Genomic DNA, 23765 nt, shown 5'->3' on the forward strand with positions numbered 1-23765 from the left:
CTTGCGGGCGACTGAGGTTGGCGTTTTGGGCTGGCTGCTTGCAGCGAGCATCGCTGTTTCACCTTTAGCGCTGCCTGTGGTCTGTAGTTGTACTGATAATACAGATACCACAGACCGGTATATCAATGACCCTTAACTACTTCGCCGGCTTTAAGGCGATACGTCGTGCCACAGTATGGGCATTGTGCGGCGCCAGTTTTGCTCACGTCGAGAAACACGCGAGGATGCGAATTCCAGCTGCTCATTTCTGGCATTGGGCAATGCAGTGGCAAGTCTTTAGCCAGTACTTCGATGTCTTTTTGCGATTCTTTAACGCTCATAGTTGAACTCCGAATGAGGATTTTGTAGGGATTAGCTCGCTGCATTGTATCGAAAAAAACGCCGATACTTATCGTCTGTCAGCCATCGTGCAGCTGGTGCGGTTAGATCGGCGTTGTTCTTAGCGGTGGGTATGCGGCAAAAAACCGTCAATCCACCCAACGGTGTTCATCAGCAGGCAGTGAGCCAATCGGCATGGTGGCTGTTACGGCCTTGAACGATATCAAAATAACGCTTTTGGATTTCAGTGGTGATCACTCCACGGCTACCGCAACCAATGGTGCGGTTATCCAGTTCGCGAATCGGCGTGACTTCAGCGGCAGTGCCGGTAAAGAATGCTTCGTCACAGATATACACTTCATCGCGGGTGATGCGTTTTTCGATGACTTGCAGGCCCATCTCAGTGGCGATTTGGAAAATCGTATTGCGGGTAATCCCGTCCAAGCACGAGGTCAAATCTGGGGTGTACAGCTTGCCAGCACGCACGACGAAAATGTTTTCGCCCGAGCCTTCCGCGACAAAACCATCCACGTCCAGCAGCAGCGCTTCGTCGTAACCATCAGCGGCAGCTTCATCGTGCGCCATGATTGAATTCATGTAATTGCCGTTGGCTTTGGCTTTACACATCGTCACATTCACGTGGTGGCGTGAAAAGCTCGACGTTTTAACGCGAATGCCTTTGGCCAAACCATCTTCTCCCAAATACGCGCCCCAAGGCCAAGCGGCAACAATAATGTGCACGTCTTTTTTCGGCGGCGCGATGCCGAGTTTTTCTGAGCCGTAAAACGCCATTGGGCGCATATAGCCCGATTTTAAGCCGTTTTCTTTAATCACCGCGATGTGCGCGGCGTTAATTTCTTCGCGGGTAAACGGCAAAGTCATATTCAGAATTTTGGCCGAATTAAACAGGCGATTGGTGTGATCTTGCAGGCGGAAGATCGCAGGGCCGGTACTGGTTTCGTAAGCGCGAACGCCTTCAAAAACGCCCATGCCGTAATGCAAAGTGTGGGTCAGCACATGGGTCGTGGCTTCGCGCCAAGGTACCATTTTGCCGTCATACCAAATAACGCCGTCGCGATCTGCCATTGACATCGATGCTCTCCTGCCTGAGTTCTGGGTTTCTAATAAAGACGGTGATTGTAACTTAAAAATAGGGGATTCTGCGTAGCGCCGTACACAGAGTTACATGTGGCTGGTCGTAGTGTAAGACTTGTGGTTTAAACCCCACGTTGCAGCGAATTTGCGGGGGTTAAATCAATGATTCGGGGCTTTTTGGGCGATATGGGCGGCGTATTGCCGCTCATAAAATCAGTGCGCGCTGTGAATCAGCGCGCGTAGCTGATCGTTAGGATGGGAATAGGCCGCGCTGGCAGCTTGGATTAACGGTGAAACTTACCCATCGCCTCCGGCTGTTTGATGACGTCTAAAATGCGCAGTTCAAGCTCACGCCCGCCCGGCACTTGCCAATGAATCGACTGGCCAACAGACAGACCCAATAGCGCACTACCAACTGGCGCTAGAATCGATACCGATCCCGCTGCGCCGCCTTCGTCGGGATACACCAACGTGAGTTCAGACAAAGCACCGCTGGCATCTTCAATAAAGCGCACGGTTGAATTCATCGTGACTAAGCCAGGTGGAATTTGCGTCGGCTCAAGCACATTGGCCCGATCCAGTTCATTTTGCAGTGCGGCCAAGCCTGGGCTATTTTGCGCCGCTGACGAATGAATGATTTTTTCGATCCGCGCTAAATCTAGGCTGGAAATAGTAATTGAGGGTTGATGATCCATGACGATTTCCTTAAGAAAATAATTCACAAAAAAAGCCAAGCATCGCTCGGCATTGATTGGGCTATTCTCTCAAAGCCTGACAAAAAGTCATTGTTAATAATCGGCTTGAATTAAAAATTAAAATTGGATTTTTGTTGTTTTTCTTGTTTGAAAATAACTAAATTTGTAATTAAATTTTAGTGGCGGGTTTTATGCTGAAAGTCCGAAAAAGGCAATGTTCAGATTATGTGTTGATCGTTTTTTAAGTACCTGCGGCACAGCATCAACACCAACTAAACATTGCCCACAAAAACCAAGACGATGAATCAAGCAGTAGATGGTTTGCAAGTCGCTGATTTGCACCATGGCCAAGTCGGCAGTCCAGCGCAAACGGGCTATTGTAGCATCAGCCGCGCTTGTTCTAATTTTTGCCCTGCAAGCGTGTATTGAATAATGGCAACGGAGCCGGCGAGCGCCGCAAAGTCGCCTTGAGTGCTCAGTTGATTGGCGCCGCTCGGTGTGAGTGAAACTCGGCGTTGTTGTTGCTGGTTTTGCAAAATCACCACCGCACTGGCGCCGCTGGTTTTGATGGGGCGGCCATCGTGGTCTTTGAGATATAGCGTGAGCGAGTCAGGGCGGTAACTGAGTTCTAATTGATGGCCAGCAGCAGATTCTTTTACTGTACCGCCGTGCTCAGCTTGCAGTGGGGTGTCGCTGTGGGCATAAAGGTTGCTGCAAGCTAACAGCAGGGCGAAAAGCAGGGATTTATTCATGGTGATCATTCTTGTTGGTGATGAGTAAGCAGGCATGCAGTAGAGGAATCAACATGCCCTTGTTTCGCGCTGGTGTAGTTTAACGATTGTTTTCGCAAAAATTATGGAAGTTTTCAGCGGTCAACTCGAGATTATTGTCGATGAGCACTTTGCTGGGGCGCACGCATTGCTGTTGTTTTACGCACCATGAATAGCCTTGTTCACCAACGCAGCCATGATTGTCTTTGGCCAGTTGGGTGGGCTCGGTGGTAGCGCTGGCGCTGGCCAAACCGGCAATAAACAGGAGCCCCAAACCGAGGAGTCCGTATTTTTTTGTAGAAAGTTTCATGGGTATACCTCGCTATGCGTTTATTTGTAGTGTTTAAAGCTAGATACCTAATTGGATGGCTTGACTTGCGTATTGCTGATACTGGCTAGTTTTTGGTGTTGAATTACCTTTTGGGTTTAGCTTATTTTGTCAGCGATTGCCAGCCTAGAGGAGGTCAGTACGGGTAATAGCTTAGCGAATAAGCCGAGCCAGCGATAAAATTTTTGACTGGGCTTTGTGCTCGGCGTGGCGTGCGTGCTGATTCAAGCTCAGCCTCGGTGATCTTTACTCGTTTTATCGCGCCAGACCGAGTAAAATGCGGCCTTCACCGCCCATACTATGTGTATGAGGCGGTTGTTTTTTTGATACTTGGAGTGGGTCTATGTCTGAAGCTATTGCAGTTGCTCTTGTTGGGGCTGATACCCCTGCATCTCAAGCATTTTTAGATGTATTGGGTGAAATGCCATTGGCTTTGACCGCACTGTATCCTTTGTCGGATGACGAAGACGCTGTCTCGGTTGAGTTGCGCCATCAAAGCTTGCCGATGATTGACGTAGCCGGTTTTGATTGGAAAAAAGCCGACGCGGTGGTGTTTATTGGCGCGCCAGAATTAGCCAAGCGCTATGCCCAAGCGGCGTGTGACGCCGGTGCGGCGGTGATTGATTTAACCGGCGCCACCGGCAGTAAATCTGGCAAGCCACAACGTGGCCAAATTGTTGGGTTACCGCATGTATTAACGTCAATGATGTCAGCGCCATTGGCGGCATTGCAAACCGTTGGTGCGATTGATTTTGCTGGCGCAACGGCGATGTTGTCGGTGTCCGAAGACGGCCAAGCGGCGATTGAAGCATTGTCGATGCAAACGCGGCAATTGTTTGCGCAGCAAGAAGTTGAGCTAGCCGGTTATCCTAAGCGTTTGGCGTTTAATTTATTACCGACGGCCGATTGCGGTGAAGAAGCGCGAATTAGCGCCGAACTGATTGCCGTGGGTACGCCAGTGAATTGCATTACCGTGAGCCGTGTGCCGGTGTTTTTTGGTCATGCAGTTAGCGTTAATGTGTTGATGCACGACGTGGTGACGCTGGCGCAAGTTGAGGCGGCGATTCAAGCTTCGCCGGCGCTGTATTACCTCAAAGCCGATGGCGCAGCAGGCATTGCGACGCCGCAAGACGCGATTGGTGGCGACAAAGTGTGGCTCAATCAATTGCAAGTGGCTGCCGATGGTCGCTCAGTACAAATGTGGTTGGTAGCCGATAATGCGCGCTTGCCAGCGCGTGCAGCCGTTTTGCTATTGGCTTTGCTGTAATACTTAGTTGCTCGTCGTGAATCGATAGCCGCTTAACGCGATAAAAAATGCCGTTCATCTTGCGATTGAACGGCATTTTTTATGGCTTAAATACTGGGCTTGCCGCTGGGCTTATTCTTTTTCAAACCAAGCAATGCTTTCTACGTGCGCAGTATGTGGGAACATATTAATCACGCCGGCGTTTTTGAGTGTATACCCTTTCACATTGACCAAAATATCAGCGTCGCGCGCCAAGGTGGCGGGGCTGCATGACACATAAACAATGCGTTTCGGGCCGTGCTCAATACTGATCGATTGGCACAAAGCCATCGCGCCATCGCGCGGCGGATCGATCAGCATTTTGTCAAAACGACCGAGCTTATCGAGCCATTCTTCGGTCATTTCAAATAGGTTGGCGATTTCATAGCTGGTGAGGTGATCGAGCTGATTATGAATCGCACCTTCCAGAGCGCGTTCAACCAATTGCTTACTGCCTTCCATGCCCAGTACTTTGGCACCGCTGCGTGCAATTGGCAGCGTGAAATTGCCCAAACCACAGAACATATCGGCAATGATTTCACCCGGCTGCGGATCGAGTAAACTCATCGCGCGCGCCACCATCACGCGATTAATTGCGTAATTAACTTGGGTAAATTCAGTCGGTTTAAACGGCATTTCGATGCCAAATTCAGGCAAGGAATACGTCAGTGCTGGCGCATCGAGTGGATAGAGCGGGTAGGCTGAATCTGGGCCTTTGGGTTGCAGCCAGATTTGCACTTGCCAGCGATCGGCATAGGCTTTAAATAAGGCTAAATCAGCGTCGTTAATGTCGGTCATGATGCGAAACACGAGGACGGTGACGTTCTCGCCGACGGCCAGCTCGATTTGCGGCATGTCGTTGACAATCGAAAGCGCGCTGATTAATTCACGCAGCGGCAATAATTGATCCGACATGGATTTGGGTAACACATGGCATTCGCGCATATCGGCGATAAAGCCAGAGCGGCGTTCATGAAAGCCAACCAAAACTTGTTCTTTTTTCGCCACATAGCGCGCAGAGAGTCGACCGCGCGCGCGATAGCCCCAAGCTTGACCATAAATAGCGGGCAACATCGATTCGGCGCTGACCTTGCCAATGCGGCGTAGATTGTCTTCGAGAATGCGCTGTTTGGCCGCCACTTGCGCGCCAAATTCCATATGTTGCATCGAACACCCACCGCAAACGCCAAAGTGTGGACATTTGGGCTTAACGCGCATAAAGCTGTCATTATGAATGGTAATCGCTTGCGCGTTTTCAAAGCTTGGCTTTTTGCGATAGCTACTAAACGTAATCGTTTCAAAAGGTAAGCCACCATCAATAAAAATGGTTTTACCTTCGTAGCGTGCTACGCCGTGGCCTTCATGGTCTAGCGATTCAACTGTGGCAATGGGATTGGTTTTGGGTGCAGATGGATTCATGACGAACTAATTCAATTAGACAGTTGCATAGTATAACGCAGTCAATGCTGCGCTTGGTGCTGAGTCATACTCAGCGTGATTTTTGCTCAAAATTTAGGCTGGCAATGCAATTGACGCAACTCGAATCGGTATTAAATTTACCGGCTTTATTAGAAGCTGAATCGTGGGATGAATTTGCCGCGACGCTGGTTGGCACGGTGCGAGATTCATTTTCAGCCAAGCGTGCGTATTTGATTTTGCCCAGTGAAAGCGCCGAGGTCGTGGCGATCTATGCCGAGGCAGTGATCGGCCAGCGGCCTTTGGCATTTGCCGAGCCACAGCAAGCGAAGGGCTTTTTTGGCGTGCCAGTGGATGAGCTGACTTGGCAAATGCGCGAACCGGCGGTGTCGATTCGTCCGGTTAGCTATCAAATGCAAGAAATTTGGGACGTGGCGGATGAAGAAACCGTTGCATTATCGCGCTTGATCTTGCCGTTAATGAGTGGCAATACGCTGCAAGCTTTGCTTTACGTTGAGCTGAGTGATGTTGGCTTATTGCAAAACTATTTAGATACCGCCGCCTTTCGCATTGAATGCGAAGTTTTGGCCGAGATGCTGCAAGAGCGAGTGGCGGCGTTATTGTATGGACACAATTTAGAACGCGATGAAATGACGCGGCGCCTGCAGCAAAGCTTGCAACGGGCAGAAGAATATCGTGAGTTATTGCAAAAATTGCATCAAGTGACACTGCGCCTTACTCAAACCACGCATTTAGACGATTTGTATCGGCAGGTGGTGCTCGCCGCCATTGGCGATTTGGGGATTGATCGTGCGGCGTTATTTACTGCCGATTTGCAAACCAATGAAATGTGCGGCACTTATGGCACTGATAATGATGGACAACTCTGCAACGAAGCGTGGTATCGCAGCCCAACGCCGCAGCATCAGATTTTTCGTGATGCTTTAGCCCAACCGGGCGAAGTAATGGTCAAAGAAGACGCGGCGATTTATTACAATAAAGTCGTCGTTGGCCGGGGTTGGAATTCTTTAGTGGCGCTGTATGCCGACAACACTTTACTCGGTTGGATCGCGGCGGATAATTTTTTGCATCGCCGCAGCTTGATGCCGTACCAGCGAGAAGTCATGAAGCTGTTTGCGGCGATTGTGTCGCAATTGATTCCTGCCAAACAAGTGCAAGAAGAATTACGCCAAGCCAATGAGCGACTGTTATTACAAAGTGATTCTTTGGCTGTGGCGCGGGACGCGGCAGAAGCGGCCAATCGGGCTAAGTCAAATTTTTTGGCGACGATGAGTCATGAAATTCGCACGCCGCTCAATGGTATTTTGGGCTTTGTGCAATTACTGGGTAATACCCCACTCAATGCCGAGCAGGCCGAATATGTGACCAATGTGCATAAATCGGGTGATTCATTGGTGTTGCTGGTGAATGATTTACTCGATTTTTCTAAAATTGAAGCCGGTAAACTTGAGCTGATCAAAGCGCCATTTGAATTGGCGCTCGTTATCGAAGAGGCTGCTGCGGTCTTGGCGTCGCGCGCCGTTGAAGCGCGACTCGATGTGCTGCTCGATATTGATCCGCAGTTGCCTGCTTGGTATTTTGGCGATGCGTTACGCTTAAAGCAGGTGTTGATTAATTTAATCTCCAATGCGATTAAATTCACCGAGCATGGCTTTGTGCGCATTGCGGCGTATTGCGATCAACAGCAGATTTGCATCGCGGTGCAAGACAGCGGAATTGGTATCGACACTGCCAGTGCCAATCAATTATTTCAGCGTTTTTATCAAGCCGAATCGGGCTCTACCCGGCGCTTTAGTGGCACGGGCTTGGGATTGGCGATTTCGAAATCGTTGCTGGCCTTGATGGATGGCGATATACAGTTGCGCTCGGTGTTGGGGCAGGGGTCTGAATTTATCGTTAGCTTGCCACTGCAGCACTTGGCCAAACCGCGTGAGTTTGCCGATTATCATTTACACGGCAAAACGGTGCTCTGGTTGGGCAAAGCCGACGGCGTGGCACGGACGGTATTGCCGTGTTTGGCGCGAGCGGGGGTTCGTATACTCACCACACCGCCAGAATCGATAGATCGCGTTGATTTATTGATCGTTGAAGAGGCGAAATTGTTGCAGATGTGGCCTGAGCTACCCAGCTTATTGCTGGGCTGGCAAATGCCCGATGTAGCATTGCGTTCGCAGCAGGCTTTTTTGTGCAAGGTAGCGTTGGCCGAGCACACTGTATTGCGTATGGTGGCAGAATTATTGCAATGTGTAGAGGTATCTACTGCTAGCCCAGTGAATATGCTTGCTACAGTGCAATACCGCGGTAAAGTGCTAGTGGCAGAAGACAATAAAATTAATCAGCGCGTTGTGCAGGCTTTTTTAGCCAAATTAGGCTGCAGTGTGGTGGTGGCAGAAAATGGCCGAGAAGCGCTGCTTGCCGCCGATGCCGAAACCTTTGATTTGGTGCTCATGGATTGGCAAATGCCAGAAATGGATGGTTTGGCAGCGACAAGGATTTTACGCAGCCAAGCGCATACTCGCGCCTTGCCGATTATCGCGCTCACTGCCAATGCTTTTGAGCATAGTGAAAACGAATGTCTGGCGGCCGGTATGGATGGCTTTTTAGCCAAACCGCTGAACTTAGTTAAATTACAGCATATTGTGGCGCAATATTTGCCGGCATCGGAGTGATGCATTGGCAAAAAACTCGTGGATTGAACGACCAATCCACGATTAGAGTCTGTGCCGTTTAATTCTCTTCGGCTTCACACAGCAATGCCGCTTGCACCACTTGGCGGTTAAGGTGCGGGGCAAACAGCTCGATAAAATCGTAGCCATAACCGCGTAAATAAGCGTCTTTGCGTACGCCAATATGCGTGGTCGAGGGCTCAAATAAATGGCTTACATCGATCGATGTGAGTTGGGTATCTCGCTCTGGCTCATACGCCATACTGGCCAATATGCCGATACCCAAGCCTAAAGCCACATAAGTTTTAATCACATCCGAATCAATCGCGGTCAGCACAATATTTGGAATCAGGTGCTTTAACTCAAAAGCGCGGTTGATTTTTGAGCGACCCGCAAAAGCAAAGTCATACGTAATTAAAGGCCAAGCGGCAATATCCTCCAACATGACTGGCCGCTGCAGTGTCGTTAAAGGGTGGCCATTGGGCACGACGACAATGCGATTCCACGAATAGCAATCGAGCGTGGCCAGCTCAGGGTAATGATCGATGCCTTCGGTTGCAATCGCAATATCGGCACTGCCATCGACGACCATTTCTGAGATTTGCGTTGGATTACCTTGCTTGAGCGAGAGGCGCACTTTGGGGTAACGCTGCATAAAGGTTTGAATCGTTTTAGGCAGTGCGTAGCGCGCTTGGGTGTGCGTGGTGGCAATAATTAAACTACCGCCTTCAACGTTAACAAATTCTTCGCCAATGCGTTTTAGATTGCGCGATTGCATCAAAATACGCTCAGCAATCCGCAAAATTTCACGACCCGGTGCGGTGATATCGACCACGCGTTTGCCGTTGCGAATAAAAATCTGCACGCCAAGCTCGTCTTCAAGTAAACGGATCTGTTTTGAAATACCCGGTTGCGAGGTATGCAGTTTTTCCGCCGCTTCTGAAACATTGAGCCCTTGCTTCGCGACTTCGACCAAATAACGGAGTTGTTGTAATTTCATAGCGTAGACTCGTGAAAGAATTGACTGAGAATTTTTGGTTCTAAAATCCTAACATATTTGTCTAAGGTGTTATAAGTATAATTGCTATGATGCAAGGCTAAATCAAAACCGCCAAACCCTTTGGCCCTAGGATACAAGATGGATGTTGGCGTTTTAGGCTTTGTCATTGCGGGTTTAGTCGTCGGTTTTATTGTTGGGATGACTGGCGTTGGCGGTGGTTCTTTAATGACGCCGATATTGTTATGGTTTGGGATTCCACCCGCAGCGGCGGTTGGCACTGATCTACTTTATGCCTCGATTACCAAGGCCGGTGGCGTTTATGTGCATCAAAAAAATAACAATATCGATTGGTCGATTACCGGCTATTTATCTTTAGGTAGCGTGCCAGCGGCGGCTTTAACTTTGCTGGTGCTGCACTATCTGCATACCGATACACAAACATTAAATGCAGTGATTAAGCATGGCTTGGGCGTGGCTTTACTGTTTACCGCAGTGGCGATTGTGTTTAAACAGCAAATCATTGCTTTTGCCAGTCAGCATGCCGGTGATCGCTTTAAAATGAGTGGCGCTCGTTTAAATACATTAACGGTGCTGACCGGGGTTTTACTCGGGGCGATTGTTACTTTAACTTCGATTGGCGCTGGTGCTTTAGGCACGGTGGCGTTATTTCTTTTGTATCCCTTAATGACCACCAAGCGCTTAGTCGGCACCGAAATCGCGCACGCGGTACCGCTGACTTTAGTCGCAGGTCTAGGGCATGCCAGTATGGGCAATATGGATTGGAGTTTATTGGCGTATTTATTAATGGGCTCTTTGCCGGGTATTTATTTTGGCAGCCATTTATCTGGCGTGATTTCTGATCGTGTTTTGCGTCCTTGCTTGGCCACCATGCTGGTATTCATTGGCTACAAACTGATATTTTAATTTTGGGGTTTATTATGGATTTTTCGCAAAAATTAGCTGAGACCATCGCGCTATTAGAACGAATTGCGGCTGAATATAGTCCAGCGACATTTGCCAATTCTTTTGGCGCTGAAGATATGGTGATTACGCATTTATTAGCTAAGCATCAAGTCGCCGTGAGTATATTTAGTCTCGATACTGGCCGTTTACCCAGCGAAACCTATACCTTGATGCAAAAAGTGGCGGAGCAATATCCATCGCATCCAATTGCTGTGTATTTCCCACAAACGGCAGCAGTAGAGCAGTATGTAAATAGCAATGGCATCAATGCATTTTATAACTCGGTTGAGCTGAGAAAATCTTGCTGCCATATTCGCAAAATTGAGCCTTTGCAACGCGCTTTGCAAGGCAAAAAAGCCTGGATTACTGGTTTACGCCGCGAGCAATCACCAACTCGCACCGATTTAGCGCAGCAAGAGTTTGATGCGGGTAATGGATTGGAGAAATTTAATCCTTTGCTTGAATGGACCGAAAAAGAAGTTTGGGCCTATATTCGCGACCATCAAATCCCCTATAACGCGCTACACGATCAGTACGTACCTTCAATTGGCTGTGCGCCTTGTACCCGGCCGATTGCAATGGGGGAAGACGTTCGTGCCGGACGCTGGTGGTGGGAAAACCCAGAAAATAAAGAATGTGGTTTACACGTGAAAGAAAGCGCTGTGAGTTTGCTTAAATAACGAGCTGCACAGCTATAAACATCGACTAAGTTTTTTATCGGCCAACTTATTTGTTTGAAAACAAACGCCCGAGTTATCGGGCGTTTTTCTTGTCTGCTGTAATTGACAAGTTAGGCTGCTCTCACTAAATTGGTATGCTTAATTTGGCGTGTTCGTAAATTAAATGTAATGGTAAAGGCGCAATTTAATTGATGTGCTGAACGAGTTTAATGGCAAAAGATATCAAGTGGTTCTAGAGCGATTAAACCCTGCGTTAACAAAGCCAAAGCTATTTCGCTCTTTTAGGGAGGGCGGCTTAGTTAATTTAACTCATATAGGATAAGAAAAATGAGCTCTATTCAGTATTTAATCGGCGTGGATGGCGGTGGTACAGGAACACGGATTTGTATCGCAGGATTGGATGGTGTGGAAAAAGTACGCGCTCAAGCTGGTCCTTCTGCGTTAGGGCAGGGCATCGAGAAAGCTTGGCAAAATATCACCCAAGCAATTTTAGAAGGTTTTAAAGCCATCGGCGTGAATGAGCCAGATTTTGCGCAGTGCGCCGTCGGTTTTGGTTTGTCAGGCGTTACAGTTAAAGCATGGGCCGACGCGTTTGCCAGTCAAAACCCTGGTTTTGCTCAGGTGGTGATTGAAACCGATGGCTACTCAACATTATTGGGTGCACATAATGGCCTGCATGGCGGCATTATTGCGATTGGCACCGGCTCGATTGGTGAGGCTTGGCTTAGCGATGGTACGCGCTTAGAAGTCGGTGGTTGGGGCTTTCCAACTTCAGATGAAGGCTCTGGCGCCTATTTGGGTTTAAAAGCGATTAATCATGTGCAACGCCTAATGGATGGTCGTCGTCCTATGACGGCATTTGGGCAAAAACTCTTGTCGATTACTGGCGACACACGTGAACAAGTTTTCGCATGGATGGGCACAATGAAGCAAAGCGAATGCGCTTCTTTGTCGCCGATTGTGCTGGAGTTTGCTGATAGTGATGAATTTGCCAAAGCATTTGTAATGGATGCTGGCCGAGAAATTGAAAATATCGCCATTGCTTTGCGTGCTACCGCTCCCGAGTTACCGATTGCGATTTGTGGTGGTGGTTTATCCGAGGCATTACGCCCATATATGCCGAGTGAGTTTTTAGCGAGCACGACGCGCGCGCAAAAAGACTCATGTGCCGGTGCTTTAATCTTAATTGCGCGTGAATTTAAGTAATTCAGGAGTAGGGGATGCAAAATCAAAACAAGCTTTTGGTGCTCAAGCCCGATAGTGATAGTGCAACACCATTGTATTTGCAGTTTGGGCATAAGCTTGCTGCCGCGATTCATGCTGGATTTTGGAAAGCGGATGATCCCCTTCCTTCGGAGCGTACCTTTTGTGATGTGCTCGGTATTTCACGCGTAACGGCGCGTAAAGCACTCGATTTATTACTCGAGCAAGGCTTAATTATTCGTCGCCAAGGTTCTGGTACCTATATCACGCCTAAATTAGAGCAGCCGTTAACTCGGCTGACTAATTTGTCTGAAATGCTCAAGCAGCGTGGCTTTCGTCCATCATCCAAATGGCTCAAGCGTGAGCTCGCTTTAGCCGGCTCAGAAGAATTACTCAGGCTTAATCTCACGCCCAATAGCCGTGTGGTGCATTTGGAGCGTTTACGTTTTGCCAATGACGTGGTGATGGCGGTGGAATACACCGCTTTACCTTATCACTACGTGCCAGAGCCCGAGCGCATTGGTGAGTCTTTATATGAATATATGCGCGATGCCAATCTCACGGTGGTACGCGCGATTCAAAATATTGGCGCAGTCAATGCCACTGAAGAATTAGCGCAACTCACCGGCGTACCCACCGGCACGGCGATGTTGCATCTGACGCGAGTGGGTTATTTAGAAGACGGCACGGCGATTGAACTCACGCATTCATGGTTTCGTAGTGATTATTATGATTTTGTCGTGGAGTTATATCGTTAAAAACGAGCTACTGCAGGTTTTTTATGGCGTACGGCGAAAGTCGATACGCCATTTTTATTGCAGTGTGTTGCGGTAATGGTACAAAAAATTACATTGGTAAATTTACACACCCTGTCTTAATTTTGGCCGAACTTTGGCTTGAGCAATGTAATTTCTCTCACGATTTGTCAGTAAGAATGTATTTATTTACTCAAAAATACCCAAAACATACGGGATTTCCTACATTTTTTGTCGTTGCTTACACGATATTTCCTTGTTTTGTAGTGCTTTTTCGAAAAACGAATAAAGACTAAATGTAGTTTTTAAAAAGCATTAGGGCTTTTGCCTACAGATTTTTCTTATTGTGTTGATCTCACCAATCTTGCTGTTTGAACAACGTCGATCCGTGAAGCGAAGAGGGGGGCTGACGCACTGTTGGTGAGAATGTTCACTCATCTTGCGAATTACGGTAATCTAGATTCCGTAGTGTGATCGCAGTGGCTTACGAAACTAATTCGAACCACCGAGTGATTAAGATGGCTTGATGAAATTAAAAGTACTAAAAGCGTTCATATCGAACGTAATGCGTGAAAAAAAATTCATTATTGCAACTTGACTTGAGATTGCCCTGAAATTTTTTTGGTTTACTTGTTGTTGATTTGAGCCCTTTTCCTGCGACCTTGTGTTGCTCGTATTCAATGTTAAATGTTAGGAGTTGTTATGAACTTTAAACGTTCCGTTCTTGTTGGTGCTGCACTTTTCGCTGCTTCTGTTGTTACAGCTCAAGCTGCGACTAAAGTTGAGTTCTGGTCTCACTCTTTGGCTCCAACTTACGATGCATACCACAAAGAAGTTGTTGCTAAATTCAACAGCTTGAACAATGGCATCGTATTGACTCAAAAAGATTTGGGTTGGGGCGCAATGAAGCCAGCTATCGTTGCTGCTGTTGCTGAAGGTAACGTTCCAGCTTTGGCATTGGTGCCAACTGACTGGATGAATGAAATGTCGGGCAAATTGTTGACGCCAGTTGACGGCATCATCAACAAAGCGCAATACACTAACGCTGCTTTGTCTAACGCTACTGTTGACGGCAAAATCTACGGCTTCCCATCTTACCAAGTTACTGCCGTAATGGTATTTAACAAAGACATGTTGGCTAAAGCTGGCGTTAAGCCAGAATTCAAGTCTTTGGACGACGTATTTGCTGCAGCTAAGAAAATCAAAGCAACAACTGGCAAACCAGGTTGGGCTTCTAAACTTCAAGACGGCTTCACTGGCTGGTTCATGTTTGAAGGTTTGCCTTTGATGGCTAACGGCAAAGCGGCATTCAATAGCCCTAAACACGTAGCTTTGGTTCAAAAATTTGCTGATGCATACAAAGAAGGCACCATCGTTAAAGATGTGAACCTTGACTTTGACAAGCAAATTGCTGGTTTCGCGAATGGCAACTTCGCAATGTTCGCTGAAGGTGGCCACGCAGTTAAGAAAATTAAAGATGCTAACCCAGCAGCTTACAAAGCAGCTGACGTAACTAGCTTCCCATTGGGCGATAACGGCAAATTGGCATTTGGTGGTTGGACTACAATGTACGTAGTGCCAAAAGGCCAAAAAGACATGAAAGCTGTTGGTGTTGTGGGTAACTTCATCACTGGCGAATGGGCTCAAGAGCAATTTGCTAAAGCATCTTACACTTTTGCATCAACTAAGTTGGCTAATGCTGCCGCTTCTAAAGATCCAGCTTTGAATGACATGACTGACCCAGGCAAGAAAGCATTCAAGATGGGTGGCATGGTAATCGATAAAACTCGTCACTTCATGGTAAAAGACTTGCCAGCAGGTGCTGACGAAGCTGCTTTGACCAAAGTAATGAACGACAAGATCGATGCTGCGATCCAAGGTCGTATCCCAGCTAAGCAAGCTTTGGATGAGGCTGTTGCTGCTTGGAATGCTCAATTCACTAAATAATATTTAGTTAATTAAAAAAAAGCGGTAATGCATTATGCATTACCGCTTTTTTTGTGCGTTGCAAAATTAAATTGAAATTGTTAATTAGACTTTACTAATGAAGTAAATAATCGTGCACCAAAATGTTGCAGCATTATAAAAAACGCCCTGTTGTTGCAATGTCTATTTTTTGTAGTTTGTACTATAGATTTTCTAGTTACATTTGACTTGTTTAAAAAATACAATGCAAATGTGCAAAATTTGCATTGCTTAAGTTATAATCTCTGCTCTTAATATCACCTGGGTTTGGTTAATATCAAGTCACAAAATGTGTGGATTGAGTTATTATCTACCTTGTCTGTAACGCACTGAAGAGTCGAAACGTGAAAAACTCCAATTTGTTAGCCTATTTATTCTTGGCACCTGCCTTGATCTTTATGGGTATATTTGTTTTTTGGCCTGTGGGTTTTAACACCTATTTGGCTTTTCATGACTATGAGATTGCAGGGGGAGCAACAACTTGGAATAACTTTGCCAATTTCAAGCACATCTGGGAAGATGAATTATTTCGTCAGGCTGTAAAAAATTCTTTGTTTTTCTTATTGGTTGTACCGCCAATTCAATTGTTTTCTTTGCTAATTGCTAAATTAGTAAACAATAAATTGCCAGGTATGACATTCTTTCGTGCGGTTTACTACATTCCTGTAATTACTGCGATTTCAATTGCTGGTGTGGTTTGGTCTTTTGTACTGAATTACGCAGGTATGTTGAATGCGATAACATCATCAATTGCACATTTTTTGCATATCATACCTTCTACAGAAATGATTCAAACCCAATGGTTGGGTGATCCAAAAATCGCAATGTATTCAATTATGTTGTTTACCTTCTGGAAAGGTTTGGGTTACTACATGGTTCTGTATCTCGCTGGCTTGCAAGGCATTCCAAGTGAAGTAGAAGAAGCCGCTGTCTTGGATGGTGCTAATGCGTGGGATCGATTCTGGAAGATTACAGTGCCAATGATGAAACCAACGATCTTGCTGTGTACGATGCTGTCTACGATTGGTGCACTTAAAGTGTTCCAAGAAGTGGTGGTGTTGACATCCGGTAAGGCTGAAACATATACCGCCCTGTTTTATGTTTATGATCAGGCGTTTAAAAACTTCAACTTCGGCGTATCGGCTGCTGCTGGCTTGGTTGTTACATTCTTTTGTGTATTGCTGGCCGCTCTTCAATTCCGCTTCTTTGGCGAAAAACAATAAGAACATAGAGGAGAGTTGTTATGTTTAAAACTAAAGCCATTCGCAAAGCATTAGGCCTAACTGCACATTACAGTGGCTTAATATTATTTGCCTTTTTTACCGTGTTTCCTTTGTTGTGGGCATTGGCATTTGCGCTTTCACAAGATGGTTCAACAGCCTATCGATTCCCTACTGGCTTTATGCCAACCACGGATGATGGTACTGGGAACTATACATTTGGTATGACGCTGATTTGGTTCGAGCGCGTCTTTAGTGAAATCCCATTTGGAAAATACTTCTTTAATTCGGTCATTATTTCTGGCTTTTCGGTAGTCTTTACTGCAATTTTTTCATTATTGGCAGCATATCCATTAGCTCGAATGAAGTTTTTTGGTCGCAATGTGATTTTTATGGCAATTATTGGCACCTTGATGTTGCCTGGTGAAGCTGCTTTTGTGACGAACTTCATCACCGTTTCTAAGTTCGGTAATTGGATGAATGAAGTGCAAGCGTTGCTTGGCAGCCCTGATGAAACCTGGAAACGCTTAGTTGGTGTCAATAGCTACTTTGCCGTTATTGCTCCTGGTGTTGCTGGTGCATTTGGTATTTTCTTGATGAAACAAGCATTTGAAGCGGTTCCGCAAGATTTGATTGATGCAGCACGTGTTGACGGTGCAACGGAAATGCAAATTTTGTGGCGCGTAATGTTGCCTGTAACTGTACCGTCGCTTGCCGCGCTGAGTATTTTCACTTTGGTGAATTCATGGAATGACTTCATTTGGCCGTCGATTATTATGCGCTCGAAAGAAATGCAGCCATTGGCGGTTGGTGTATTTAATGATTTGACCGGTCCATTAGCGGGTTCGCAAAATACCCTGATGGCAGCCATTGTATTGACTGTTATCCCTGTATTGATTTTCTTTGCCTTCACGCAGCGCTACTTTATCTCTGGTATGGATGGCGCAGTTAAATAAGATGCTCTTGTATTGGCGCTTTACAAAATACCCAATTCAGAATTAAGGAATATTAAAAATGGCTAGCATTACTCTTAAAAATATTAAGAAGAACTACACCAAAGACGTTTGCGTGATCAAGGGTGTTGATTTAGAGATTAAAGACGGCGAATTCGTAGTATTTGTTGGTCCATCAGGCTGCGGCAAGTCAACGATGATGCGTATGATTGCAGGCTTGGAAGAGATCACTGCAGGCGAGTTGTATATCGGTGACACATTGGCCAATGACTTGCACGCATCAAAACGCGGTATCGCGATGGTGTTCCAGTCTTACGCTTTGTATCCGCACATGAGCGTGTATGACAATATGGCTTTTGCCTTGAAATTGGCTGGCACGCCGAAACCAGAAATCGATCAACGCGTTAAAAAAGCCGCCGATATTTTGCAAATGACGCATTTGCTGGAACGTAAGCCAAAAGCTTTGTCAGGTGGTCAGCGTCAGCGTGTGGCGATTGGTCGGGCGATTGTGCGTAATCCAAAAGTATTCTTGTTGGATGAGCCATTGTCGAACTTGGATGCTTCACTGCGTTTGAATATGCGTGTTGAATTGTCAAAACTGCATCAAGAACTCAAAACCACCATGCTGTATGTGACGCATGACCAAGTGGAAGCGATGACTTTGGCTGACCGTATTGTGGTGTTTAATGCTGGTATCATTCAGCAAGTGGGTAGCCCGCTTGAAATGTATGAAAACCCATCGAACTTGTTTGTTGCTAGCTTCTTGGGTTCACCAAAAATGAACTTGTTTGAAGCGCAATTGGTTGGCGTTGAGCAAGATGCCGCTGTAGTTCGCTTGCCAAAAGGCATTACTGCTCGCGCAGCGGTGAATCCAGGTAGCGCCAAAGTGGGCGATAAAGTGACTTTGGGGATTCGTCCAGAGCACATTGAATTGACCGACGAAAACGTTGCCGGTTCAATCCCTGCTAAAGTGGATTTGGTTGAGCATTTGGGTGATACCGTTTTGGCTTATGTTGAAATTCCAGGCGTGAATGAAATCATTTGCATGAAACTGCCAGCACATATGACCGGCCTGAAGTTTGGCGATATGGTGCGCATTGTGTTCCCAGAGAAACACAGCATGTTGTTTGATGCTGAAGGCTTGGCATTTAAACGCAATCGTTAAGCGTAGCAAAACAAAAAACCCGCAATGTAGATTGCGGGTTTTTTTATGCCTAATGCTTTGAGGTCGGTTTGAAAATAATTACTGCGCCGGGCTCGGTGATTGGCGATGAATCGCTTCAATTTCGGCCAGTAAGCTGTCATTTAATATAAGTTGCGTGCTGGCAATATTTTCAGCGAGCTGCGCCATCGTGGTCGCACCAATAATGGTACTGGCCACATACCAACGGCTTTGCAGCCAAGCCAAGGCCATTTGTGCGGGGCTAATTTGATTGCGCTCGGCGAGCGCAGTAAATGCCGCAATCGCTGCGGGGACTTGTGGTTTTAAATAGCGCTGACCAAAATTGGCAAAGCGCGTCATTCGACCATCAGCCTTAGCGTCGTGCAGATATTTGCCACTGAGTAAACCAAAAGCCAGTGGGCTATATGCCAACAGGCTCACTTGTTCACGATGGCAAACTTCAGCCAAACCATAGTCATACGTGCGGTTGATCAGATTGTAAACATTCTGAATCGTCGCAATCCGCGGCAATTGATATTGCTCGGCAAGACGCGTGAAGGCCATCACGCCCCACGGCGTTTCATTAGAAACGCCGACATAACGGATCTTGCCCTGATCGACTAATTCTTTGAGCGCGGCTAGTTGCTCGTGTAATTCAGGAGCATCGGCATATTCTTGGCTGGGCTCGTAATAACTTTGCCCAAACATCGGCACATGCCGCGCCGGCCAGTGCAATTGATACAAGTCGATATAGTCGGTATTGAGCCGCAGCAAACTGGCATCGCAGGCTGCAAGGATATGCCCCCTTGTGAGTTGTGGGCCACCGCGTATCCACTCCATCCCACGATTGGGGCCGGCTACTTTGGTAGCAACAATCAATTGATCGCGGCGCTGCTGCTTTAGCCAACTACCCACATACGACTCGGTTAAGCCTTGGGTTTGGGCATTAGCCGGCACCGGATACATTTCGGCGGTATCAATAAAATTAATCCCGTGCGAGTACGCATAGTCGAGTTGAGAGTGCGCTTGGCTTTCGGTATTTTGCTCACCAAACGTCATTGTGCCTAAGCATAGGCTAGACACGGATAAATCCGTGCCGGGTAAAGTTTTCATCTGCATAGGATTTATTTCGCTGCCGAAAAAGCGTTAACGCTATAACCTGCGGCACGTAATTTGGCGATTAAACCGTCTTTGCCGGGTAATTGGCCAGCGTTAATGCCGACAAAAGAATCACCTTTCTCAAACGGCACTTTTAAACGCTCAACAATGATTTTATTGCGCTGATTGAATGTCTCGTTGCGCCATTGGCGATACCAAGCACGGTCAGCCTCAGGTAGCGCTAATGCTTCGATCTGCAATAATTTTTGGACTTGATTTAAATCTTGCTTTAAATAAGCACTGACAATTTGCTTATAATTTTGCTCAAGCTTGGCTTCATTTTTAATCAGCGCTTTTAGCAAAGGAATTTGTTTGGCTTGTGGTATCGCTTGAAATGGCGCTAATTGCTGTTCAACACTTTCAACGCCAAAGTATTTACGGCCATTTTCCATTGAATATTTGAGTAAACGATCATCCATAGGAATTAAATCTTTGGCTGGACGTGGCGACAATAACATCATAATCGCAGCCCAAGGTTTTAATTTGCCAGTTACCGATGCTGGATAGCCACGGCTTTCAATCAATGGTAATAATTTAGCGTAATCAGCAGCGCCTAAGGTTTGCGCTAAGCTCGGTTTTTCATCGAGCATGGTGCGTGCCATATCGACTACTGAATTAATATCATTATGAAATTCAGTACCAATGTATTTTGCACCACCGAGTGCCGCCAAGGTTGCAGGGGTAAATTCGCCAACTTGACCATCGGTAGTTTGAATGGTGGCTAATAACCAAGAAGCAGGGGTATTGGCTTTTTCAACTTTCCATAAAATGGCTTGTTTTTCGCCTTGGTCGGCCATTGCCGGTGGCGCCACAGTAAAACTAAGTGCGGTCATTGCGGCAAATAATGATGAGCTGAATCGAGCAAGCATTAGAGCGAACCTAGTAAAAAAAGATAGATTCTTAGTATATCGCCGTGCTGCTTATTACGCTATTTCATCAGTGATTTAATGGCTTCTAAGTATTGTTCGGCATGTAATTGGCCATTTTTTGATTCGCGCAGGCTTAAATTCCATTGCGCAATCGCGGGGCTGAGTTGTGCTGCATCATCAATAGTATTAATTTTTTCGATCAAGGTGTTGGCAAAAATGCCCAGTAATGTTTTTGAGCTATCAATCATCAATTGCTTAATCGTATTTAAACGCTCGATATCTAAAGGTATTGTGCTGGCTTTAGTATTGTTGGCTGTAATGCAATTGGCATGATTGGTTACAGAGCTTTGCGGGGGCAGGGTGGCATTTGCGTCGCGAATTAAACCTAATTGAAGTAATTCGTTAATCAATCGATCAAGTTCAATCGTGGGGAGTAATTGATTGAGTTGGGCGTAACTTTTTTTACCATCGATGAGAATCAAAGCTTGTCTTGGTTTGCTCAATAGGGCGTGCTGGCGCGTCACAATTTCGTTTTCGCCAACCGCGGTTTTGCAGTAAATGGCATTGAGTTTATTGGCGCTGGACGGCATGGTCGTCAACTTATTTAGCAATAAATGCTCGCAGCATAATAACAATGTGTTTCATCAGTAAGACGATTTGCTTTTGATTGTTGTCAGCTTTGCTGGATTAGCAGCGGCATGATCACCTTGCGTGAGCTTGGATTTTGATCTGAAGTAGGTTGCTTCATTATTTCATTGGCATATCAAATACTTATACATTCCTGTGCTAGCTATATTCATTTTTGTTATTTGCAATCAACAATAAGATATTAATGATTATAATAAAAATATGACATGATAATTCCACCTTTTCTTTGTTGGTGAATTTATCATGCAAATCAAAAAAATAGCCTTTGTTATCTTGACCTTGGCGATCGCTACGCCAAGTTATTCCGCCACTGTTGAGCTACTCAATGTGTCTTATGATCCGACACGAGAGCTTTATCAAGATTATAACAAAGCATTCTCTGCTTACTACAAAAAGAAAACTGGCGATGATGTGACGATTAAACAATCGCACGGTGGTTCCGGTAAACAAGCGCGATCGGTGCTCGATGGCTTAGATGCCGATATTGTGACTTTGGCTTTAGCGTCAGATATTGATGTCTTGGCCGAGCATGGCAAGCTACTCAAACCGGATTGGCAAAAACAGTTTCCTGACAACGCTTCTCCCTATACCTCGACGATTTTATTTTTAGTTAAAAAGGGCAATCCCAAAGGCATTAAAGATTGGCATGATTTAATTCGTGCCGATGTAAAAGTGATTACTCCAAATCCAAAAACATCTGGCGGAGCGCGCTGGAATTATTTGGCGGCGTGGGGTTGGGCCAAAACAAAATATGGCTCGGATGAAAAAGCGCGCGAATTTGTGCAAAAACTATATAAGAATGTCCCGGTTTTAGATACTGGCGCACGGGGGTCAACCGTGACCTTTACGCAGCGTGGAATTGGCGATGTTTTAGTGACGTGGGAAAACGAAGCTGAGCTGGTCTTTCGTGAATTAGGCCGCGATAAATTTGAAATTATTGCGCCATCATTGTCGATTAAAGCGGAGCCACCGGTGGCGATTGTCGATAAAAATGTGGATCGAAAAGGTAGCCGTAAAGTCGCGACTGAATACCTCAATTATTTGTATTCCAAAGAAGGGCAAGAAATCGCTGCGCAAAATTATTATCGACCAATTGATAAAGAGATTGCCGCTAAATATGCCAAGCAATTTCCGGTGATTCAACGCTTTGATATTGATGATGTTTTTGGCGGGTGGGGCAAAGTGCAAAAGCTGCATTTTGCGGATGGCGGCATCTTTGATCAAATGATCAATGCCAATAAATAAACCAATTGATATTTGAGCCGCAGTGCTTTGCAGATGCAATATCGCCAAGCCACTGCGGTTGATTATTGGTTAAAATCTGAGCAAGTCTTTGTTTTTATTCAGATAAAAATTTAAATCCATTAAATGGAATATAGAAATAGATTTATATTCTTTGTCGCGCTTTTGCCAAGTTGCTACAGTCGCCAGTATTCAAATTAAGGAAGCGCATCATGTCCAAATTTAAACAAATCGTATTGGCAATTTCGCTCGGTGGTTTCAGCGCATTCAGCTGGGCCGATACCACTTTATTAAATGTGTCGTATGACGTGATGCGTGATTTTTATAAAGACTATAACCCGGTGTTCCAAAAATATTACGAAGCGAAATACAAAGATAAATTAGCCATTCAGCAATCGCACGGTGGTTCAAGTAAACAAGCGCGCTCAGTCATTGATGGCTTAGAAGCCGATGTGGTTACGATGAATCAAAGCACCGATATTGATGCCATTGTTGAAAAAGGCCGCCAAATTAATCCAGGTTGGGAAAAGAAATATCCCGATGAAGCGGCGCCTTTTTCCAGTATGCAAGTTTTAATTGTGCGTAAAGGCAATCCTAAAGGCATTAAAGATTGGGCTGATTTAATTAAACCGAATGTGCAAGTGGTGGTGCCCAATCCAAAAACCAGTGGCAATGGCCGCTATACCTTCTTAGCCGCTTGGGGCGCAGCACTGAAGCAAAATGGTGGCAATGAAGCTAAGGCGCGTGAATTTACTCGAGCGGTATTTGCCAATGTGCCGTTGCTTGATGCCGGTGGTCGCGCAGCAACCACGACGTTTATGCAGCGCCAGATGGGCGATGTGTTGGTGACGTTTGAAAACGAAGCCGAAATGATTGCGCGTGAGTTTGGCCGCGGCAATTTTGAAGTGGTGTACCCATCGGTGTCGATTGATGCGGATTTGCCGGTGGCAGTAGTGGATAAAGTGGTCGATAAACGCGGCACGCGCAAAGTGGCTGATGAATATTTGCGCTATCTGTGGAGCCCAGAAGGGCAAGAAGTTGCGGCGCAAAATTATCTACGCCCACGCAATGCCGCCGTGGCCGCCAAATATGCCAAGCAGTTTCCTCCGATTAAATTATTTGGTGTCGCTGAGTTTGGTGGCATGAAAGCGGCGCAGAAAAAATTCTTTGACGACGGCGCAATTTACGACCAAATCTCGGCAGAAATCGCCAAAAAACGTTAATGCAAGTCGATGGAAAACTTGGGTATATCTATCTAGCCTTTGCTAGTCATTGATCTGATAGATATACCCATAATCAGATGGTAATGTTCAGATTTGGTGTTGATGCGTACATCACAAGCGCTTGAGCAGA

Annotated in this window: 22 protein-coding genes; 12 read left to right on the plus strand and 10 right to left on the minus strand. The window is 46.2% G+C overall.

Annotated features, from left to right (window positions below; genetic code table 11):
- Positions 1-122: 122 nt before the first annotated feature.
- From K4H25_RS05405 to K4H25_RS05425, 5 genes are all read right to left on the minus strand, one after another.
- The gene (locus K4H25_RS05405) at positions 123-320 is read right to left on the minus strand and encodes a zinc-finger domain-containing protein (RefSeq protein ID WP_173533404.1); all 198 of its coding nucleotides are present in this window, start codon (positions 318-320) and stop codon (positions 123-125) included.
- A 169-nt stretch (positions 321-489) separates the two neighbouring features.
- On the minus strand, positions 490-1410 hold the full coding sequence (locus K4H25_RS05410) for a branched-chain amino acid transaminase (RefSeq protein WP_221022345.1): 921 nt from the start codon (positions 1408-1410) through the stop codon (positions 490-492).
- A gap of 287 nt (positions 1411-1697) precedes the next feature.
- Entirely contained in the window at positions 1698-2108 is a 411-nt protein-coding gene (rnk, locus tag K4H25_RS05415) for a nucleoside diphosphate kinase regulator (RefSeq protein ID WP_221022346.1), read from the minus strand.
- Between the two features lie 374 nt (positions 2109-2482).
- Positions 2483-2860 carry a hypothetical protein gene (locus K4H25_RS05420; RefSeq protein ID WP_221022347.1) on the minus strand — a complete coding sequence of 126 codons (378 nt, stop codon included), beginning with the start codon at positions 2858-2860 and terminating at the stop codon, positions 2483-2485.
- 79 nt (positions 2861-2939) lie between these two features.
- Positions 2940-3188 (minus strand): hypothetical protein, encoded by a 249-nt coding sequence (locus tag K4H25_RS05425; RefSeq protein ID WP_221022348.1) that lies wholly within the window; start codon positions 3186-3188, stop codon positions 2940-2942.
- A gap of 361 nt (positions 3189-3549) precedes the next feature.
- On the opposite strand from K4H25_RS05425, the gene K4H25_RS05430 reads away from it, so the two are divergent.
- Complete coding sequence (locus K4H25_RS05430) at positions 3550-4473, plus strand: Asd/ArgC dimerization domain-containing protein (RefSeq protein ID WP_221022349.1); 924 nt, start codon at positions 3550-3552, stop codon at positions 4471-4473.
- Positions 4474-4584: 111 nt separating this feature from the next.
- Here the strand turns inward: K4H25_RS05430 and rlmD are convergent, their stop codons facing one another.
- Positions 4585-5910 carry a 23S rRNA (uracil(1939)-C(5))-methyltransferase RlmD gene (rlmD, locus tag K4H25_RS05435; protein WP_221022350.1) on the minus strand — a complete coding sequence of 442 codons (1326 nt, stop codon included), beginning with the start codon at positions 5908-5910 and terminating at the stop codon, positions 4585-4587.
- 104 nt (positions 5911-6014) lie between these two features.
- Between rlmD and K4H25_RS05440 the strand changes: the two genes are divergently transcribed.
- Complete coding sequence (locus K4H25_RS05440; protein ID WP_221022351.1) at positions 6015-8597, plus strand: hybrid sensor histidine kinase/response regulator; 2583 nt, start codon at positions 6015-6017, stop codon at positions 8595-8597.
- A 58-nt stretch (positions 8598-8655) separates the two neighbouring features.
- Here K4H25_RS05440 and cysB read toward each other — a convergent pair whose 3' ends face one another.
- Entirely contained in the window at positions 8656-9594 is a 939-nt protein-coding gene (gene cysB, locus K4H25_RS05445) for an HTH-type transcriptional regulator CysB (protein WP_221022352.1), read from the minus strand.
- 138 nt (positions 9595-9732) lie between these two features.
- Between cysB and K4H25_RS05450 the strand changes: the two genes are divergently transcribed.
- From K4H25_RS05450 to K4H25_RS05485, 8 genes are all read left to right on the plus strand, one after another.
- Positions 9733-10518, plus strand: a complete 786-nt coding sequence (locus K4H25_RS05450) for a sulfite exporter TauE/SafE family protein (protein WP_221022353.1) — start codon at positions 9733-9735, stop codon at positions 10516-10518.
- 14 nt (positions 10519-10532) lie between these two features.
- On the plus strand, positions 10533-11237 hold the full coding sequence (locus tag K4H25_RS05455) for a phosphoadenylyl-sulfate reductase (protein ID WP_221022354.1): 705 nt from the start codon (positions 10533-10535) through the stop codon (positions 11235-11237).
- A 327-nt stretch (positions 11238-11564) separates the two neighbouring features.
- A complete protein-coding gene (locus tag K4H25_RS05460) occupies positions 11565-12443 on the plus strand; it encodes a glucosamine kinase nucleotide-binding domain-containing protein (RefSeq protein ID WP_221022355.1) in 879 nt (292 codons plus the stop codon).
- Between the two features lie 14 nt (positions 12444-12457).
- The gene (locus K4H25_RS05465) at positions 12458-13198 is read left to right on the plus strand and encodes a GntR family transcriptional regulator (RefSeq protein WP_221022356.1); all 741 of its coding nucleotides are present in this window, start codon (positions 12458-12460) and stop codon (positions 13196-13198) included.
- Between the two features lie 699 nt (positions 13199-13897).
- Complete coding sequence (locus K4H25_RS05470; RefSeq protein WP_221022357.1) at positions 13898-15142, plus strand: ABC transporter substrate-binding protein; 1245 nt, start codon at positions 13898-13900, stop codon at positions 15140-15142.
- A 362-nt stretch (positions 15143-15504) separates the two neighbouring features.
- Complete coding sequence (locus K4H25_RS05475; protein WP_255588073.1) at positions 15505-16383, plus strand: carbohydrate ABC transporter permease; 879 nt, start codon at positions 15505-15507, stop codon at positions 16381-16383.
- Positions 16384-16403: 20 nt separating this feature from the next.
- Positions 16404-17336: a carbohydrate ABC transporter permease gene (locus K4H25_RS05480; protein WP_221022358.1), complete on the plus strand. Its 933-nt coding sequence runs from the start codon at positions 16404-16406 to the stop codon at positions 17334-17336.
- A gap of 58 nt (positions 17337-17394) precedes the next feature.
- Positions 17395-18498 (plus strand): ABC transporter ATP-binding protein, encoded by a 1104-nt coding sequence (locus K4H25_RS05485; RefSeq protein ID WP_221022359.1) that lies wholly within the window; start codon positions 17395-17397, stop codon positions 18496-18498.
- Between the two features lie 78 nt (positions 18499-18576).
- On the opposite strand, the gene K4H25_RS05490 is transcribed toward K4H25_RS05485, so the two are convergent.
- From K4H25_RS05490 to K4H25_RS05500, 3 genes are read right to left on the minus strand one after another with little or no spacing between them, the layout of a single operon-like run.
- Positions 18577-19614 (minus strand): NADP(H)-dependent aldo-keto reductase, encoded by a 1038-nt coding sequence (locus K4H25_RS05490; protein WP_221022360.1) that lies wholly within the window; start codon positions 19612-19614, stop codon positions 18577-18579.
- Between the two features lie 5 nt (positions 19615-19619).
- Positions 19620-20522 carry a TraB/GumN family protein gene (locus tag K4H25_RS05495; protein WP_221022361.1) on the minus strand — a complete coding sequence of 301 codons (903 nt, stop codon included), beginning with the start codon at positions 20520-20522 and terminating at the stop codon, positions 19620-19622.
- A 59-nt stretch (positions 20523-20581) separates the two neighbouring features.
- The gene (locus K4H25_RS05500; protein WP_221022362.1) at positions 20582-21133 is read right to left on the minus strand and encodes a hypothetical protein; all 552 of its coding nucleotides are present in this window, start codon (positions 21131-21133) and stop codon (positions 20582-20584) included.
- A gap of 280 nt (positions 21134-21413) precedes the next feature.
- On the opposite strand from K4H25_RS05500, the gene K4H25_RS05505 reads away from it, so the two are divergent.
- Both K4H25_RS05505 and K4H25_RS05510 read left to right on the plus strand, forming a co-directional pair.
- Positions 21414-22415: a sulfate ABC transporter substrate-binding protein gene (locus tag K4H25_RS05505; protein ID WP_221022363.1), complete on the plus strand. Its 1002-nt coding sequence runs from the start codon at positions 21414-21416 to the stop codon at positions 22413-22415.
- 209 nt (positions 22416-22624) lie between these two features.
- Positions 22625-23635, plus strand: a complete 1011-nt coding sequence (locus tag K4H25_RS05510; RefSeq protein WP_221022364.1) for a sulfate ABC transporter substrate-binding protein — start codon at positions 22625-22627, stop codon at positions 23633-23635.
- The last annotated feature ends 130 nt before the right edge of the window (positions 23636-23765 follow it).

The sequence above is a fragment of the Deefgea piscis genome, from assembly GCF_019665785.1.
GTDB lineage: Bacteria > Pseudomonadota > Gammaproteobacteria > Burkholderiales > Chitinibacteraceae > Deefgea.

Coding starts and splice junctions, on each gene's coding strand:
- K4H25_RS05405 (WP_173533404.1), bottom strand. CDS start 320: ATGAGCGTTAAAGAATCGCAAAAAGACATCGAAGTACTGGCTAAAGAC.
- K4H25_RS05410 (WP_221022345.1), bottom strand. CDS start 1,410: ATGTCAATGGCAGATCGCGACGGCGTTATTTGGTATGACGGCAAAATG.
- rnk (WP_221022346.1), bottom strand. CDS start 2,108: ATGGATCATCAACCCTCAATTACTATTTCCAGCCTAGATTTAGCGCGG.
- K4H25_RS05420 (WP_221022347.1), bottom strand. CDS start 2,860: ATGAATAAATCCCTGCTTTTCGCCCTGCTGTTAGCTTGCAGCAACCTT.
- K4H25_RS05425 (WP_221022348.1), bottom strand. CDS start 3,188: ATGAAACTTTCTACAAAAAAATACGGACTCCTCGGTTTGGGGCTCCTG.
- K4H25_RS05430 (WP_221022349.1), top strand. CDS start 3,550: ATGTCTGAAGCTATTGCAGTTGCTCTTGTTGGGGCTGATACCCCTGCA.
- rlmD (WP_221022350.1), bottom strand. CDS start 5,910: ATGAATCCATCTGCACCCAAAACCAATCCCATTGCCACAGTTGAATCG.
- K4H25_RS05440 (WP_221022351.1), top strand. CDS start 6,015: ATGCAATTGACGCAACTCGAATCGGTATTAAATTTACCGGCTTTATTA.
- cysB (WP_221022352.1), bottom strand. CDS start 9,594: ATGAAATTACAACAACTCCGTTATTTGGTCGAAGTCGCGAAGCAAGGG.
- K4H25_RS05450 (WP_221022353.1), top strand. CDS start 9,733: ATGGATGTTGGCGTTTTAGGCTTTGTCATTGCGGGTTTAGTCGTCGGT.
- K4H25_RS05455 (WP_221022354.1), top strand. CDS start 10,533: ATGGATTTTTCGCAAAAATTAGCTGAGACCATCGCGCTATTAGAACGA.
- K4H25_RS05460 (WP_221022355.1), top strand. CDS start 11,565: ATGAGCTCTATTCAGTATTTAATCGGCGTGGATGGCGGTGGTACAGGA.
- K4H25_RS05465 (WP_221022356.1), top strand. CDS start 12,458: ATGCAAAATCAAAACAAGCTTTTGGTGCTCAAGCCCGATAGTGATAGT.
- K4H25_RS05470 (WP_221022357.1), top strand. CDS start 13,898: ATGAACTTTAAACGTTCCGTTCTTGTTGGTGCTGCACTTTTCGCTGCT.
- K4H25_RS05480 (WP_221022358.1), top strand. CDS start 16,404: ATGTTTAAAACTAAAGCCATTCGCAAAGCATTAGGCCTAACTGCACAT.
- K4H25_RS05485 (WP_221022359.1), top strand. CDS start 17,395: ATGGCTAGCATTACTCTTAAAAATATTAAGAAGAACTACACCAAAGAC.
- K4H25_RS05490 (WP_221022360.1), bottom strand. CDS start 19,614: ATGCAGATGAAAACTTTACCCGGCACGGATTTATCCGTGTCTAGCCTA.
- K4H25_RS05495 (WP_221022361.1), bottom strand. CDS start 20,522: ATGCTTGCTCGATTCAGCTCATCATTATTTGCCGCAATGACCGCACTT.
- K4H25_RS05505 (WP_221022363.1), top strand. CDS start 21,414: ATGCAAATCAAAAAAATAGCCTTTGTTATCTTGACCTTGGCGATCGCT.
- K4H25_RS05510 (WP_221022364.1), top strand. CDS start 22,625: ATGTCCAAATTTAAACAAATCGTATTGGCAATTTCGCTCGGTGGTTTC.